This window comes from Streptomyces sp. NPDC059454, assembly GCF_042749965.1.
GTDB lineage: Bacteria > Actinomycetota > Actinomycetes > Streptomycetales > Streptomycetaceae > Streptomyces.
The window spans coordinates 82,987-96,795 of record NZ_JBHYVC010000001.1; the positions used below are offsets into that span (position 1 = coordinate 82,987).

Annotated in this window: 11 protein-coding genes; 7 read left to right on the forward strand and 4 right to left on the reverse strand. The window is 70.5% G+C overall.

Going from position 1 to position 13,809, the window contains the following annotated elements:
- Nucleotides 1-49: 49 nt before the first annotated feature.
- A complete protein-coding gene (locus ACFXAE_RS00395) occupies nucleotides 50-1,030 on the forward strand; it encodes an ATP-binding protein (RefSeq protein WP_384706095.1) in 981 nt (326 codons plus the stop codon).
- A 3-nt stretch (nucleotides 1,031-1,033) separates the two neighbouring features.
- On the opposite strand, the gene ACFXAE_RS00400 is transcribed toward ACFXAE_RS00395, so the two are convergent.
- On the reverse strand, nucleotides 1,034-2,302 hold the full coding sequence (locus tag ACFXAE_RS00400) for a hypothetical protein (RefSeq protein ID WP_384706097.1): 1,269 nt from the start codon (nucleotides 2,300-2,302) through the stop codon (nucleotides 1,034-1,036).
- A 248-nt stretch (nucleotides 2,303-2,550) separates the two neighbouring features.
- On the opposite strand from ACFXAE_RS00400, the gene ACFXAE_RS00405 reads away from it, so the two are divergent.
- The 6 genes from ACFXAE_RS00405 (at nucleotide 2,551) to ACFXAE_RS00430 (ending at nucleotide 10,571) form a co-directional block, all read left to right on the forward strand.
- A complete protein-coding gene (locus ACFXAE_RS00405; protein ID WP_384706099.1) occupies nucleotides 2,551-4,992 on the forward strand; it encodes a SulP family inorganic anion transporter in 2,442 nt (813 codons plus the stop codon).
- Nucleotides 4,993-5,188: 196 nt separating this feature from the next.
- Nucleotides 5,189-7,144 carry an acetate--CoA ligase gene (gene acs / locus ACFXAE_RS00410; protein WP_384706101.1) on the forward strand — a complete coding sequence of 652 codons (1,956 nt, stop codon included), beginning with the start codon at nucleotides 5,189-5,191 and terminating at the stop codon, nucleotides 7,142-7,144.
- Nucleotides 7,145-7,338: 194 nt separating this feature from the next.
- Nucleotides 7,339-8,775, forward strand: a complete 1,437-nt coding sequence (gene nhaA / locus ACFXAE_RS00415) for a Na+/H+ antiporter NhaA (protein WP_384706103.1) — start codon at nucleotides 7,339-7,341, stop codon at nucleotides 8,773-8,775.
- A 72-nt stretch (nucleotides 8,776-8,847) separates the two neighbouring features.
- Nucleotides 8,848-9,336 (forward strand): phage holin family protein, encoded by a 489-nt coding sequence (locus tag ACFXAE_RS00420; RefSeq protein WP_384706105.1) that lies wholly within the window; start codon nucleotides 8,848-8,850, stop codon nucleotides 9,334-9,336.
- The gene (locus ACFXAE_RS00425) at nucleotides 9,333-10,283 is read left to right on the forward strand and encodes an alpha/beta fold hydrolase (protein WP_384706107.1); all 951 of its coding nucleotides are present in this window, start codon (nucleotides 9,333-9,335) and stop codon (nucleotides 10,281-10,283) included. Before ACFXAE_RS00420 ends, ACFXAE_RS00425 begins: the two co-directional genes overlap by 4 nt.
- A gap of 105 nt (nucleotides 10,284-10,388) precedes the next feature.
- Nucleotides 10,389-10,571, forward strand: coding sequence for a hypothetical protein (locus ACFXAE_RS00430; RefSeq protein ID WP_384706109.1), 183 nt, complete (start codon nucleotides 10,389-10,391; stop codon nucleotides 10,569-10,571).
- Between the two features lie 37 nt (nucleotides 10,572-10,608).
- Here the strand turns inward: ACFXAE_RS00430 and ACFXAE_RS00435 are convergent, their stop codons facing one another.
- The 3 genes from ACFXAE_RS00435 to nth form a co-directional block, all read right to left on the reverse strand.
- Entirely contained in the window at nucleotides 10,609-11,808 is a 1,200-nt protein-coding gene (locus tag ACFXAE_RS00435; protein ID WP_384706111.1) for a MarP family serine protease, read from the reverse strand.
- Between the two features lie 45 nt (nucleotides 11,809-11,853).
- On the reverse strand, nucleotides 11,854-12,549 hold the full coding sequence (locus ACFXAE_RS00440; RefSeq protein WP_384706113.1) for an NUDIX hydrolase: 696 nt from the start codon (nucleotides 12,547-12,549) through the stop codon (nucleotides 11,854-11,856).
- Between the two features lie 88 nt (nucleotides 12,550-12,637).
- Nucleotides 12,638-13,750, reverse strand: coding sequence for an endonuclease III (nth, locus tag ACFXAE_RS00445; RefSeq protein ID WP_384706435.1), 1,113 nt, complete (start codon nucleotides 13,748-13,750; stop codon nucleotides 12,638-12,640).
- Nucleotides 13,751-13,809 lie beyond the last annotated feature (59 nt).

Sequence of the window (13,809 nt, forward strand, 5' to 3'; positions counted from 1 at the left end):
TCACGTCCGATCACCACATACAGCCATCATTCCATTACGCTTGGTGAACATGAAAATTGCTTTCGTGGGGAAGGGCGGCAGCGGAAAGACGACCCTGTCCTCCCTGTTCATCCGTCATCTCGCGGCCGTCGGCGCCCCGGTCGTCGCGGTGGACGCCGACATCAACCAGCACCTCGGGGCCGCGCTGGGCCTGGACGAGGCGGAGGCGGCCGCGCTGCCCGCGATGGGCGAGCACCTGCCGCTGATCAAGGACTACCTGCGCGGCACCAATCCACGCATCGCGTCCGCCGAGACGATGATCAAGACCACTCCGCCCGGTGAGGGCTCCCGACTGCTGCGGGTGCGTGAGGACAATCCGGTCTACGACGCCTGTGCGCGGCCGGTGGAACTCGACGGGAGGGCTGTCCGTTTGATGGTCACCGGCCCCTTCACCGACGCCGACCTGGGGGTCGCCTGCTACCACTCCAAGACCGGAGCGGTGGAGCTGTGTCTGAACCACCTGGTGGACGGCCCCGGCGAGTACGTCGTGGTCGACATGACGGCCGGCTCGGACTCCTTCGCCTCCGGCATGTTCACCCGCTTCGACATCACGTTCCTCGTGGCCGAGCCGACCCGGAAGGGGGTCTCCGTCTATCGCCAGTACAAGGAGTACGCCCGCGACTTCGGCGTCACCCTGAAGGTCGTCGGCAACAAGGTGCAGGGCCCGGACGACCTCGACTTCCTCCGCGCGGAGGCCGGGGAGGACCTGCTGGTGACGGTGGGGCACTCGGACTGGGTCCGAGCCATGGAGAAGGGCCGGCCACCCCGGTTCGACCTCCTGGAGGAGCCCAACCGGCACGCGCTGCGCCTGCTGCACTCGGCCGCCGACGCGACGTACGGGTCGCGCGACCGCGAGCGTTACACCCGCCAGATGGCGCACTTCCACCTGAAGAACGCCCGGTCGTGGGGCGACGAGCGCACCGGGACCGATCTGGCGGCCCAGATCGACCCCGGTTTCGTGCTCGGCGAGAGCGTCACGGCGTCCGCCTGACGCTCACCGCTTCTCGGCCGGGGCTCCGGGCACCCCCTTGGGGGCCGGTGCGGAACCGCCGGACAGGAAGGACTCCCAGCCCTTCCTCGGGGCCTCACCGACGTCCAGCGTGCGCAGTTTCGCCAGGGTCTCCGGGTCCTGGGCGTCCAGCCAGTCCACAAGTCGGCGGAAGGAGACACAGCGCACGTCGGACTTGGTGCACACCTCCTCGATGACCTCCTCGACGGCCCGCATGTAGGTGCCGCCGTTCCAGGACTCGAAGTGGTTGCCGATGATCAAGGGCGCCCTGTTGCCCTTGTAGGCCCGATCGAAGCCCTGGAGGAGGCCGTCCCGCATCTGGTCGCCCCACATCTCGTGCTTGGCGGGGTCGCCCTGGGTGGTGCCGGACTGGTTGACCATGAAGTTGTAGTCCATGGTGAGCTGCTCGAAGGAGTGTCCGGGGAAGGGCACGAGCTGCATCGACAGGTCCCACAGGCCCTGCTTCCTCTTCGGCCACACCTGGTTGTCGACCCCGCTGGTGTCGTAGCGGAAGCCCAGGTCGCGGGCGGCCTCCATGAAGTTCTTCCGCCCTTCCAGGCAGGGGGTGCGGGCGCCGATCAGCTCTTTGTCGTAGTCGAAGGGCAGCGGGGCCGAGTTCTTCATGCCGGTGTTGGTCTTCCAGGTCTTCACGAAGCGCTTGGCCTGGGCGATCTCGTCCTTCCAGTCCGCCACCGACCATTCGCCGACCCCACCGCCGCTGCCGCAGAAGTGCCCGTTGAAGTGAGTGCCGATCTCATTGCCCTCGAGCCAGGCGAGGCGCAACTGCTTCACGGTGTCGGCGATGCCCTCCTGATCGTTGAAGCCGATGTCGGAGCGGCCCGGGGAGTGCTGCGGCGGGCGGTACAGATCGCGTTTCTCCTCCGGCAGCAGGTACACGCCGCTCAGGAAGTACGTCATGGTCGCGTTGTTCTCCTTGGCGACCTTGCGGAAATGCGAAAAGAGCTTCTGGCCGTCCTCGCCCGCGCCGTCCCAGGAGAAGACCACGAACTGCGGGGGCTTTTCGCCGCGCTTCAGCCGCTCGGGCCGGGGCAGGTGCGGCTGTGCCCCGGTGTACGCGGTGGAGCCGTCGCCGATCAGCCGGACGACGTTCTTCGGCGCCGGAGCCGGCTTGGCCTTCTCCTGGTCACGCGCCTGCTCGCCGGCGCTGTCGGTGCCGGTCCCGCAGCCGGCGAGCGAGGCGACGCAGACCGCGACGATCACGGTGCCCGTGGCGATTCTGTGGGTGGCGGCCATCCGCCCACCTTCTTCCTTCTCTCGGGCCGAGCTCGGTGAGGACTTCGTCTGGTGCCGTGCCGGCCCACGCCGGCAGCGCCGTCAAAGTCGCACGGAACGAAGAAGGAATTAATACGACAAGCCGATGGAATGGCTACATCACTCACTGAGGTGACCGATTCACCCATTTGCCCGGAAAGTCTATGCCAGTCCTTTACTCTCAATTACGATCCGTTTACGGATTGTTGATGTTCGAGAGAGGAGAAACCATGTCAGCCTGCGTTCCCGCCCGCGCCGCCGACTCGGATCGGACCGAGCGCGCCCACCCGCCCCACAGTCCGCCACCGGCCGGCCCTCCACGCCCGCGTATCGCGGGAGCCGATCTGTCGGCCTCGATCGCGGTCTTCCTGATCGCCCTCCCGCTGTCCCTCGGCATCGCCCTCGCCACCGGCGCGCCGCTCCAGGCCGGCCTGGTCGCCGCCGCCGTGGGCGGGATCGTCGCCGGGCGGATCGGCGGCTCCCCGCTCCAGGTGAGCGGTCCCGCCGCCGGACTCACCGTCGTCACCGCCGACCTCATCCAGCACTACGGCTGGCGGACGACCTGCGCCATCACCGTCCTCGCCGGAATCGCCCAGCTCGGCCTCGGCTGCCTGCGCGTGGCGCGCGGCGCGCTCGCCGTGAGCCCCGCGATCGTGCACGGCATGCTCGCCGGCATCGGTGTCACCATCGCCGTCGCCCAGCTGCACATCGTCCTCGGCGGCACTCCGCAGAGCTCCGTCCCCGACAACCTCCTCGCCCTTCCCGCCCAGTTGGCGAACCTGCATCCCGCGGCCCTGTCGGTGAGCCTGCTGACACTGACCCTGCTGCTGCTCTGGCCCCGGCTCCCGGGCCGTGCCGGACGCGTTCTCCGCACGGTTCCGGCAGCGCTCGTCGCCGTCGCCGGAGCCACCGCGGTCGCCGCCGCGGCCGGCCTCCTCCTGCCCAAGGTGGATCTGCCGTCCTGGCGCAACCACGCCCTGGCCGGACTGCCCGAGGGGCCCGTGCTCGGCCTCGCCGCCGCCGTGCTCACCACGACGCTGGTGTGCAGCGTGCAGTCGCTGCTCGGCGCCGTGGCCGTGGACAAGCTGGTGTCAGGCCGCCCCGGTCCCGGCCACGTGGGGCGCTCCGATCTGGACCGTGAACTGCTCGGTCAGGGCACGGCCAACATCGTCTCCGGCTCACTCGGCGGACTGCCGGTGGCCGGCGTGGCGGTCCGCAGTTCCGCGAACGTCAAAGCAGGTGCCGTGAGCCGGAACTCCACGATGCTGCACGGCGTTCTCGTAGTGATCGCCGCGCTGCTGATGGTTCCGCTCCTGGAGCTCATCCCGCTCGCCTCGCTCGCCGCCCTGGTGATGGCCGTCGGCATCCAGATGGTGTCCCTGCACCACATCCGCACGGTGACCCGCCACCGCGAAGTCCTGGTCTACGCCGTGACCACCCTCGGCGTCGTCTCCCTCGGTGTCCTGGAGGGCGTGGCGCTGGGCATCACCGTCGCCGTCGGCGTGGCCCTGCACCGGCTCACCCGCACCCGGATCACGCACGAGGAGAAGAAAGGAGTCCATCACGTACAGGTAAGAGGCCAGTTGACGTTCCTCGCGGTGCCACGACTCAGCCGGGCCCTGCACCTCGTCCCCCAAGGGGCCGACGCGGTCGTGGCGTTGGACGGCTCCTTCATGGACCACGCGGCGTACGAGACATTGCAGGACTGGCAGAGCACGCACACCGCGCGGGGCGGCACCGTCGAGATCACCGGCCATCGCGCCGGGGTCCGGATCGCCGAACCCGCGGCCCTCGCCTCCGGGCACCCGTCCGACGGGAGCGAGGAGGCCTGCGTGTCCGACACCGACTGCCGCTGCCGGCCCTGGACGGCCTGGCGCAACCACCAGTGCGAACGCCCGCGCCCCCTGCCGGGTGACGGCCCACGGCCGGACGGGACCGATGGAACGAAGAGAGCAGACGAAACGGAAGGAGCCGCTGGAGGAGAGCCGGAGCCGACCGAAACCGGCGGCCACGAACTGATGCGCGGCATCAGCGCGTTCCAGCGCAACACCGCTCCCCTGGTGCGCGGTGAGCTGGCCCGGCTGGCGCGCGAGGGACAGCGGCCCGCGCATCTGTTCCTGACCTGTGCCGACTCCCGGGTGGTCACCTCGATGATCACGGCCAGCGGCCCGGGAGACCTGTTCGTGGTGCGCAATGTCGGCAACCTCGTGCCACCGCCCGGCGCGGAGAGCGGCGACGACTCGGTGGCGGCCGCCATCGAGTACGCCGTGGAGGTGCTGGCGGTCCGGTCGATCACGGTGTGCGGGCACTCGGGGTGCGGTGCGATGCAGGCGCTGCTCGACACCGAGCCGGACGGCGCCCGCACCCCGCTGAGACGCTGGCTGCGACACGGGCGGCCGAGCCTGCGGCGCATGGGCGACGGCAGCGGGCCCCCGTCGCGGCTGGCCGGGCGGGCGCCCGCCGACGCGGTCGAGCAGCTCTGCCTGACGAACGTGGTGCAGCAGCTGGACCATCTGCGCGCCCATGAACCGGTGGCCCGGGCCCTGAAGGACGGGGCCCTGGAACTGCACGGCATGTACTTCCACGTGGGTGAGGCCCAGGCATACCTCCTCACCGAGCAGGACGAGGGGAAGGTGTTCGACCGGGTGCGGTCCGCGGGCCTGGCGATGTGAGGGGGCCCGTCCGGGTGTGAGAGGCGTTACACACCTTGAACCGGCTCGCTCCGGGCTCCGTGGGAAGGGATGGCGCACCTCGCACCACCCGCCCGACAGGTCTAAACCAATTTCCCGTCGGCCCTTGTCAGCGCACCCCCGGGTCTGATGAGCTGTGGCCTGGGACACAACGGACACCCTGGGAAAGGCAGATGCCGTGAGCAATGAAAGCCTGGCCAACCTTCTGAAGGAGGAGCGACGTTTCGCGCCCCCCGCCGACCTGGCCGCGAACGCCAACGTCACGGCGGAGGCGTATGAACGGGCCAAGGCTGACAGGCTCGGCTTCTGGGCCGAGCAGGCCCGCCGACTGACCTGGGCCACCGAGCCCACCGAGACCCTGGACTGGTCGAACCCGCCGTTCGCCAAGTGGTTCAAGGACGGCGAGCTCAACGTCGCCTACAACTGTGTGGACCGGCATGTGGAGGCCGGGCACGGCGACCGGGTCGCCATCCACTTCGAGGGCGAGCCGGGCGACAGCCGCGCCCTCACCTACGCCCAGCTCAAGGACGAGGTCTCCAAGGCCGCCAACGCCCTGCTGGAACTCGGGGTCCGGCAGGGCGACCGGGTCGCCGTCTACATGCCGATGATCCCGGAGACCGCGATCGCGATGCTGGCCTGCGCCCGCATCGGCGCCGCGCACTCCGTCGTCTTCGGCGGCTTCTCGGCGGACGCGCTCGCCACCCGTATCCAGGACGCCGACGCGCGGGTCGTCATCACGGCCGACGGCGGCTACCGGCGCGGCAAGCCTTCCGCGCTCAAGCCGGCCGTGGACGAGGCGGTCGCCAAGGCCGGCACCGTCGAGCACGTCCTCGTCGTCCGCCGCACTGGCCAGGACGTCGCCTTCACCGAGGGCCGGGACGTGTGGTGGCACGACCTGGTGGAACGGCAGAGCGCCGACCACACCCCGCAGGCATTCGAAGCCGAGCACCCGCTGTTCATCCTCTACACCTCGGGGACGACGGGTAAGCCGAAGGGCATCCTGCACACCTCCGGCGGCTTCCTGACCCAGACGGCGTACACGCACTGGTCCGTCTTCGACCTCAAGCCGGAGACCGACGTGTACTGGTGCACGGCCGACGTCGGCTGGGTCACCGGTCACTCCTACATCGTCTACGGCCCGCTCGCCAACGGCGCCACCCAGGTGATGTACGAGGGCACGCCGGACACACCGCACCAGGGCCGCTTCTGGGAAATCGTGCAGAAGTACGGCGTGACGATCCTCTACACCGCGCCCACCGCGATCCGCACGTTCATGAAGTGGGGCGACGACATCCCCGCCAAGTTCGACCTCAGCAGCCTGCGGGTGCTGGGCTCGGTGGGCGAGCCGATCAACCCCGAGGCGTGGATCTGGTACCGCAAGAACATCGGCGCGGACCGCACCCCGGTGGTGGACACCTGGTGGCAGACCGAGACCGGCGGCATCATGATCTCGCCGCTGCCGGGCGTGACCGACGCCAAGCCGGGCTCCGCCCAGACCCCGCTGCCCGGCATCGCCGCGACCGTCGTCGACGACGAGGCGAACGAGGTACCGAACGGCGGCGGTGGCTACCTGGTCCTCACCGAGCCGTGGCCGTCGATGCTGCGCACCATCTGGGGCGACGACCAGCGGTTCATCGACACGTACTGGTCGCGCTTCGAGGGCAAGTACTTCGCCGGTGACGGCGCCAAGAAGGACGACGACGGCGACATCTGGCTGCTCGGCCGGGTCGACGACGTCATGCTGGTGTCCGGCCACAACATCTCCACCACCGAGGTCGAGTCCGCGCTCGTCTCGCACCCGTCGGTCGCCGAGGCGGCCGTGGTCGGCGCGGCGGACGAGACGACCGGCCAGGCGATCGTCGCCTTCGTGATCCTGCGCGGCACGGCGGCGGAGACCGAGGACCTCGTCGGCGAGCTGCGGAGCCACGTGGGCACCACGCTCGGCCCGATCGCCAAGCCCCAGCGGATCCTGCCGGTGGCCGAGCTGCCGAAGACCCGCTCCGGCAAGATCATGCGCCGCCTGCTGCGGGACGTCGCGGAGAACCGCCAGCTCGGAGACGTCACGACGCTGACGGACAGCACGGTCATGGATCTCATCCAGGCCAAGCTGCCCCAGGCGCCCGGCGAGGACTGAGCGGACACCTGCCGGGCACGGCCTGACGAAGGCACCCGGCGCACTCCTGCGCCGGGTGCCTCGTGTGCTCCAGATGCGCTCCGGATGCGCTCCAGGAGCACATTGGCTAAGCTCAACAAAAAGTTGTCTCATGGGGCGCCGGGAAGTCTGGTCGGCACGCGATTCGTGCTGCCCGCCGACCAGAGGAACTTCCCGTGACCGCGCCCCATACCCCCGGCCCCCGCAAGGCCTTCGCCCGCCTCTCCCTTCCCGAGCGGTCGTACGTCGCGGACGCGCTGCGCACCGAGACGGTCGGCGGCGTCCTGCTCCTCCTCGCCGCCGTCGCCGCGCTGGTCTGGGCGAACGTACCCGGTCTGCACAGCAGCTACGAGAGTGTCAGCCACTTCCACTTCGGCCCCGAGGCCCTCGGGCTCGACCTGTCCGTGGCGCACTGGGCCGCCGACGGACTGCTAGCGGTCTTCTTCTTCGTCGCGGGGGTCGAGCTCAAACGCGAACTCGTCGCCGGTGATCTCCGCGATCCCAAGGCCGCCGCACTCCCCGTCGTCGCCGCCCTGTGCGGCATGGCCGTACCGGCACTGGTCTACACGTTCACCAGCGGCGTGGGCGGCGGCTCCCTGGCCGGCTGGGCGGTGCCCACCGCCACCGACATCGCCTTCGCGCTCGCCGTGCTCGCCGTCATCGGCACCTCCCTGCCGAGCGCGCTGCGGGCCTTCCTGCTCACCCTCGCCGTCGTCGACGACCTGTTCGCGATCCTGATCATCGCGGTCTTCTTCACCGACGGCCTGAACTTCGCGGCGCTCGGCGGCGCGGTCGCGGGCCTGGTCGTCTTCTGGCTGCTGCTGCGCAAGGGCGTACGCGGCTGGTACGTGTACGTGCCGCTCGCGCTGGTCGTGTGGGCACTGATGTACAACAGCGGCATCCACGCCACCATCGCCGGTGTCGCGATGGGCCTGATGCTGCGCTGCCACCGCCGCGAGGGCGAGGAGCACTCCCCGGGCGAGCACATCGAGCACCTCGTCCGGCCGCTCTCGGCGGGCCTCGCGGTCCCGCTGTTCGCCCTGTTCAGCGCCGGCGTGGTGATCTCCGGCGACGCCCTCGCGGACGTGTTCACGCAGCCCGAGACGCTCGGCGTGGTGCTCGGGCTCCTCGTCGGCAAGACGCTCGGCATCTTCGGCGGTACGTGGCTGACGGCACGCTTCACCAGGGCCTCGCTCAGTGACGACCTCGCCTGGGCGGACGTGTTCGCGGTGGCGACCCTCGCCGGGATCGGCTTCACCGTCTCGCTGCTCATCGGGGAACTCGCCTTCGAGGGCGACGCGTCGATGACCGACAGCGTCAAGGCGGCCGTCCTGGCCGGCTCGCTGATCGCCACCGCCGTCGCGACGGTGCTGCTGAAGGTACGGAACGCCAAGTACCGCAGACTGACCGAGGAAGAGGAGCGCGACGAGGACCTCAGCGGCGTCCCGGACGTCTACGAGCAGGACGACCCGGCGTACCACCTGCGCATGGCGGAGATCCACGAGCGGAAGGCCGCGGAGCACCGGCGACTCGCCCGGGAGAAGGCCGCCGAGCGGGACGCGCTTGCCGAAGTGACGGGCGGGGCAGGCGAGGAGCACGACGGTCCGGCATGATCTGACGAGACGGTACAAAAGACTGAACCGTACGCGCGGACACGAAGACGTACGCAGAAGAGGGAGACCGCGATGAGCGCACCCGACGGCAGCCCGGTCGGCGCCGAACGCAGCATCGGCCAGCTGTTCGCCTCGGCGACCGCAGACATGTCGGCGCTGGTGCACGACGAGATCGCGCTGGCGAAGGCGCAGCTCAAGCAGGACGTCAAGCGGGGTGCGACCAGCGGCGGCGCCTTCACGGCGGCAGGAGTGCTGCTCCTCTTCTCCCTGCCGATGCTGAACTTCGCTCTCGCGTACGGCATCCGCACCTGGAGCGGCTGGAACCTCGCGGTCTGCTTCCTGCTCTCCTTCGCGGCGAACGTGCTGATCGCGCTGTTCCTCGCGCTGATCGGCATCGTCTTCGCCAAGAAGGCGAAGAAGGGCCGGGGCCCGCAGAAGGTCGCCGCCTCCGTGAAGGAGACGGCCGGCGTGCTGCAGAAGGCCAAGCCGCACCCGCGCCCCGAGTTGCCCGAGGACCGGGTCCCCCAGGCCATTGAGGCTGTGGCACGCTCGTCCTCATGACGGAACCCGCCACACCTCCGGCGCAGCCCGCTTCGGTCGTACGCCTCGGCATCCCCGGCGGCGCCGGACTGACGCACCGGGACGTCGCCGCCAACGGCGCCCGCTTCCACATCGCGGAGCTGGGCGACGGCCCCCTGGTGCTGCTGCTGCACGGCTTCCCGCAGTTCTGGTGGACCTGGCGGCACCAGCTGACGGCGCTCGCCGACGCCGGTTTCCGGGCCGTCGCCATGGACCTGAGGGGTGTCGGCGGCAGCGACCGTACGCCGCGCGGTTACGACCCGGCCAACCTCGCGCTGGACATCACCGGGGTGATCCGCTCCCTCGGCGAGCCGGATGCCGCGCTGGTCGGGCACGACCTGGGCGGATACCTGGCGTGGACGGCGGCGGCGATGCGCCCCAAGCTCGTGCGGCGGCTCGCGGTCGCGTCCATGCCGCATCCGCGGCGCTGGCGCTCGGCGCTGCTCTCCGACGCCAGACAGTCGGCCGCGATGTCCCACATCTGGGGGTTCCAGCGGCCCTGGATCCCGGAGCGCCGGCTCACCGCGGACGACGGGGCGCTGGTGGCCGAGCTCATCCAGGAGTGGTCCGGGCCGCACCCGCCGGACGAGAAGGCGCTGGAGAACTACCGGCGGGCCATGTGCATCCCCTCCACGGCGCACTGCTCGATCGAGCCGTACCGCTGGATGGTGCGCTCCCTGGCCCGCCCGGACGGCATCCAGTTCAACCGCAGGATGAAGCGGCCGGTGCGGGTGCCGACGCTGCATCTGCACGGCTCGCTGGACCCGGTCGTGCGCACGCGCAGCGCCGCGGGGTCCGGGGAGTACGTCGAAGCGCCGTATCGCTGGCGGCTGTTCGACGGGCTGGGACACTTCCCGCACGAGGAGGATCCGGTCACTTTCTCGACGGAACTGATCAATTGGCTGAAGGATCCCGAACCTGATCGGTGATCGAACCGATCACTTGTCTGACGATCGGCCAATTGCCTGGCGCATAGGCCAATTGAGGGCGCGTGAGGTGGTTATCGACCTTGGGGCGGGGGCAGACGTCCGGGTATGGGCTGGACGCACGACTACAGTGACGCAAGCCGCGACCGCCGCTCGGCGGGCGGTATGAGTTCCCACCAGCGAGGCGGTGCATCACGGATGGCAGGTACGGACCTCAGGGTGGGAATTCCGCGCATCCTCCGCCGCCGGGCCCGCTGGGTCTCCGTCCGCCTGCGCCACCCGCGCGGCTGACGGACCGTACGGCCGTTCCCCGGGGTCAGGCCCCTCCCTAGAGCGCGCAGCTGTCGCTGTCCACCTGCTGGTTCGCGGTGCGGCCCTTGGCGATGTCCTCCTGGATCTCGTCCGTGGTGAGCGCGTAGCCGGTCTCCGCGTCGTCCCTGGACTTCGCGAAGATCACGCCGTAGACCTCCCCCTCGGGGGTCAGCAGCGGGCCGCCCGAGTTGCCCTGACGGACGGTCGTGTACAGGGAGTACACGTCGCGGCGGACCGTGCCCCGGCGGTAGATGTCCGCGCCGTTGGCCGTGATGCGCCCCCGCACACGCGCGGAACGGACGTCGTACGCCCCGTTCTCCGGGAAGCCGGCGACGATCGCGCTGTCGTTGCTGCTCGCGTCCTCGGCGGTGAAACGCAGCGCGGGCGCCTTGAGTTCGGGTACGTCGAGGACGGCGATGTCGCGCTTCCAGTCGTAGAGGACGACCGTGGCGTCGTACTTCCTGCCCTCGCCGCCTATCTGCACGGTCGGCTCGTCGACGCCGCCCACGACATGCGCGTTGGTCATGATGCGGCGCTCGGCGAAGACGAAGCCGGTGCCCTCCAGGACCTTGCCGCAACTCGGGGCGGTGCCCATCACCTTGACGATGGAGCGCTGCGCGCGGAGGGCGACGGGGCTGCCCGCCAGGGCCGGGTCCGGGGGCCGGACCTCGGTGATCGGCTCGCTGGCGAAGGGGCTGAAGACCTGCGGGAAGCCGTTCTGCGCGAGAATGGAGGAGAAGTCGGCGAACCAGGTGTCGGCCCGGTCGGGCAGCGCCCGGGACACCCCGAGCAGCACCTTGGAGCCGCGGACCTCCTTGCCGAGCGTCGGCAGCGTCGTACCGGCGAGGGCCGAGCCGATCAGCCAGGCGACCAGGAGCATCGCGACGACGTTGACAAGGACGCCGCCCGTCGCGTCCAGCGCGCGGGCCGGGGACCAGGTGATGTGACGGCGCAGTTTGTTGCCGAGGTGGGTGGTCAGTGCCTGGCCGACGGAGGCGCAGACTATGACGACGACGACCGCGACGACGGCGGCCGTCGTACCGACCTCGGAGTCGTCCGTCAGGGCGTCCCAGATGACGGGTAGCGCGTAGACGGCGGCGAGACCGCCGCCCAGGAAGCCGATCACCGACAGGATGCCGACGACGAAGCCCTGGCGGTAGCCGACGACCGCGAACCACACGGCGGCGACGAGCAACAGGATGTCCAGCACGTTCACCGCTTCAAGCCTCGCCTCGTCCGACCCAGCACGGCGCCCACCCTGTCATGACCGCCAGTCCAGCGGGACCCGCCTGTCCCGGTCCCAGGGCCGCTCCCACCCCGCGAAGTGCAGCAACCGGTCGATGACCCCGGCGGTGAAGCCCCACACGAGGGCCGATTCGACCAGGAATGCCGGGCCCTGGTGACCACTGGGGTGGACCGCGGTCGCACGGTTGTCCGGGTGGGTGAGATCCGCCACCGGGACGGTGAACACCCGCGCCGTCTCGTTCGGGTCGACGACCCCCACCGGACTGGGCACGCGCCACCAGCCCAGCACGGGCGTGACGACGAAACCGCTGACCGGGATGTAGAGCTTCGGCAGTACGCCGAACAGCTGGACGCCGGACGGTTCGAGCCCCGTCTCCTCCTCGGCCTCGCGCAGCGCGGCCCGCAGCGGTCCGTCACCCTGCGGGTCGCCGTCCTCGGGGTCGAGGGCGCCACCGGGGAAGGACGGCTGCCCGGCGTGCGAGCGCAGCGAACTCGCCCGCTCCATGAGCAGCAGCTCCGGGCCGCGCTCGCCCTCGCCGAAGAGGATGAGGACGGCGGACTGGCGCCCCGTGCCGTTCTCCGGGGGCAGGAAGCGGCTCAGTTGTCCCGGCGCGACCGTCTCCGCCGCGCGGGACACCGGGTCCAGCCAGGAGGGCAGTCCTTCCCGGCTGAGCGTCACCGGACCGCCCTGGGTACCGCTCGTCCGCGTCATCGCCACCCCCGTCGTCCGGCCCCGTCCCAGCGGTCCAACGCCCGGCGGCCCCGAGATCGTTCCGCGGGCCGCCGCGTGTGCCGCCCCGTCATCCGGCGGCCCCCAGCGGCGGCGCGGGCCTGCCACCGGCGTCCAGATAGGCCTGCGGGGGCTTCAGACGCTGGCCCGGGAGGCCGCCCTTCTCGTACTTCAGCAGCTTCTTCGCCTTCTCCGGGTCCGTCTCGCCCTCGCCGTACGCCGGACAGAGCGGCGCGACGGGGCAGGCGCCGCAGGCGGGCTTGCGGGCGTGGCAGATGCGGCGGCCGTGCCAGATGACGTGGTGGGACAGGTCGGTCCAGTCGCTCTTGGGGAAGAGCGCGCCGACAGCCGCCTCGATCTTGTCCGGGTCGGTCTCCCCGGTCCAGCGCCAGCGGCGCACCAGGCGCTGGAAGTGGGTGTCCACGGTGATTCCCGGGCGGCCGAACGCGTTGCCGAGCACGACGAACGCCGTCTTGCGGCCGACGCCGGGCAGTGTGACGAGATCCTCGAGCCGGCCGGGCACCTCGCCGCCGAAGTCCTCCGCCAGCACCTTCGACAGGCCTATGACCGACCTGGTCTTGGCCCGGAAGAAGCCGGTGGGACGCAGGATCTCCTCCACCTCCTCGGGGTTGGCGGCGGCCAGGTCCTCGGGGGTGGGGTACTTCGCGAAGAGGGCGGGGGTCGTCTGGTTGACGCGCAGGTCGGTGGTCTGGGCCGACAGCACGGTGGCGACGACGAGTTGGAAGGGGTTCTCGAAGTCCAGCTCCGGGTGCGCGTACGGGAACACCTCGGCGAGCTCACGGTTGATCCGGCGCGCGCGGCGGACCAGCGCGGTGCGCGACTCGTCCCCGGCCGGCTTGACGACGGTCTTCACCGGGGCGGCCCTCACGGAGGCGGTCGCCTTCTCCGGGGCGACGAGCGGCTTCTTGACGGCCGGGGCCCTTTTGACGGGGGCGGTCTTCTTGGCCGCGGTCTTCTTCGCCCCGACTGTCCTCTTCGCCCCGGCCGCCTTCTTCACCGCCGTCTTCTTCACCGCCGTCTTCTTCACCGCCGTCTTCTTCACCGGCGCGTCCGTCTCCCCGGCCGCCCCGCTCTCGCGGGCCGCCGTCGGCTCCTTCTCCGACGGCGGCCTCTTTGTCGCTTTCGCCGTTTCCCTACCGCCATCGGAGCCCTGTTCGCCCACGGCGGAATCACGACGTACACCCACTCGCGCAGCTCCCTCGGCCTGTGCTCTCACCGGCG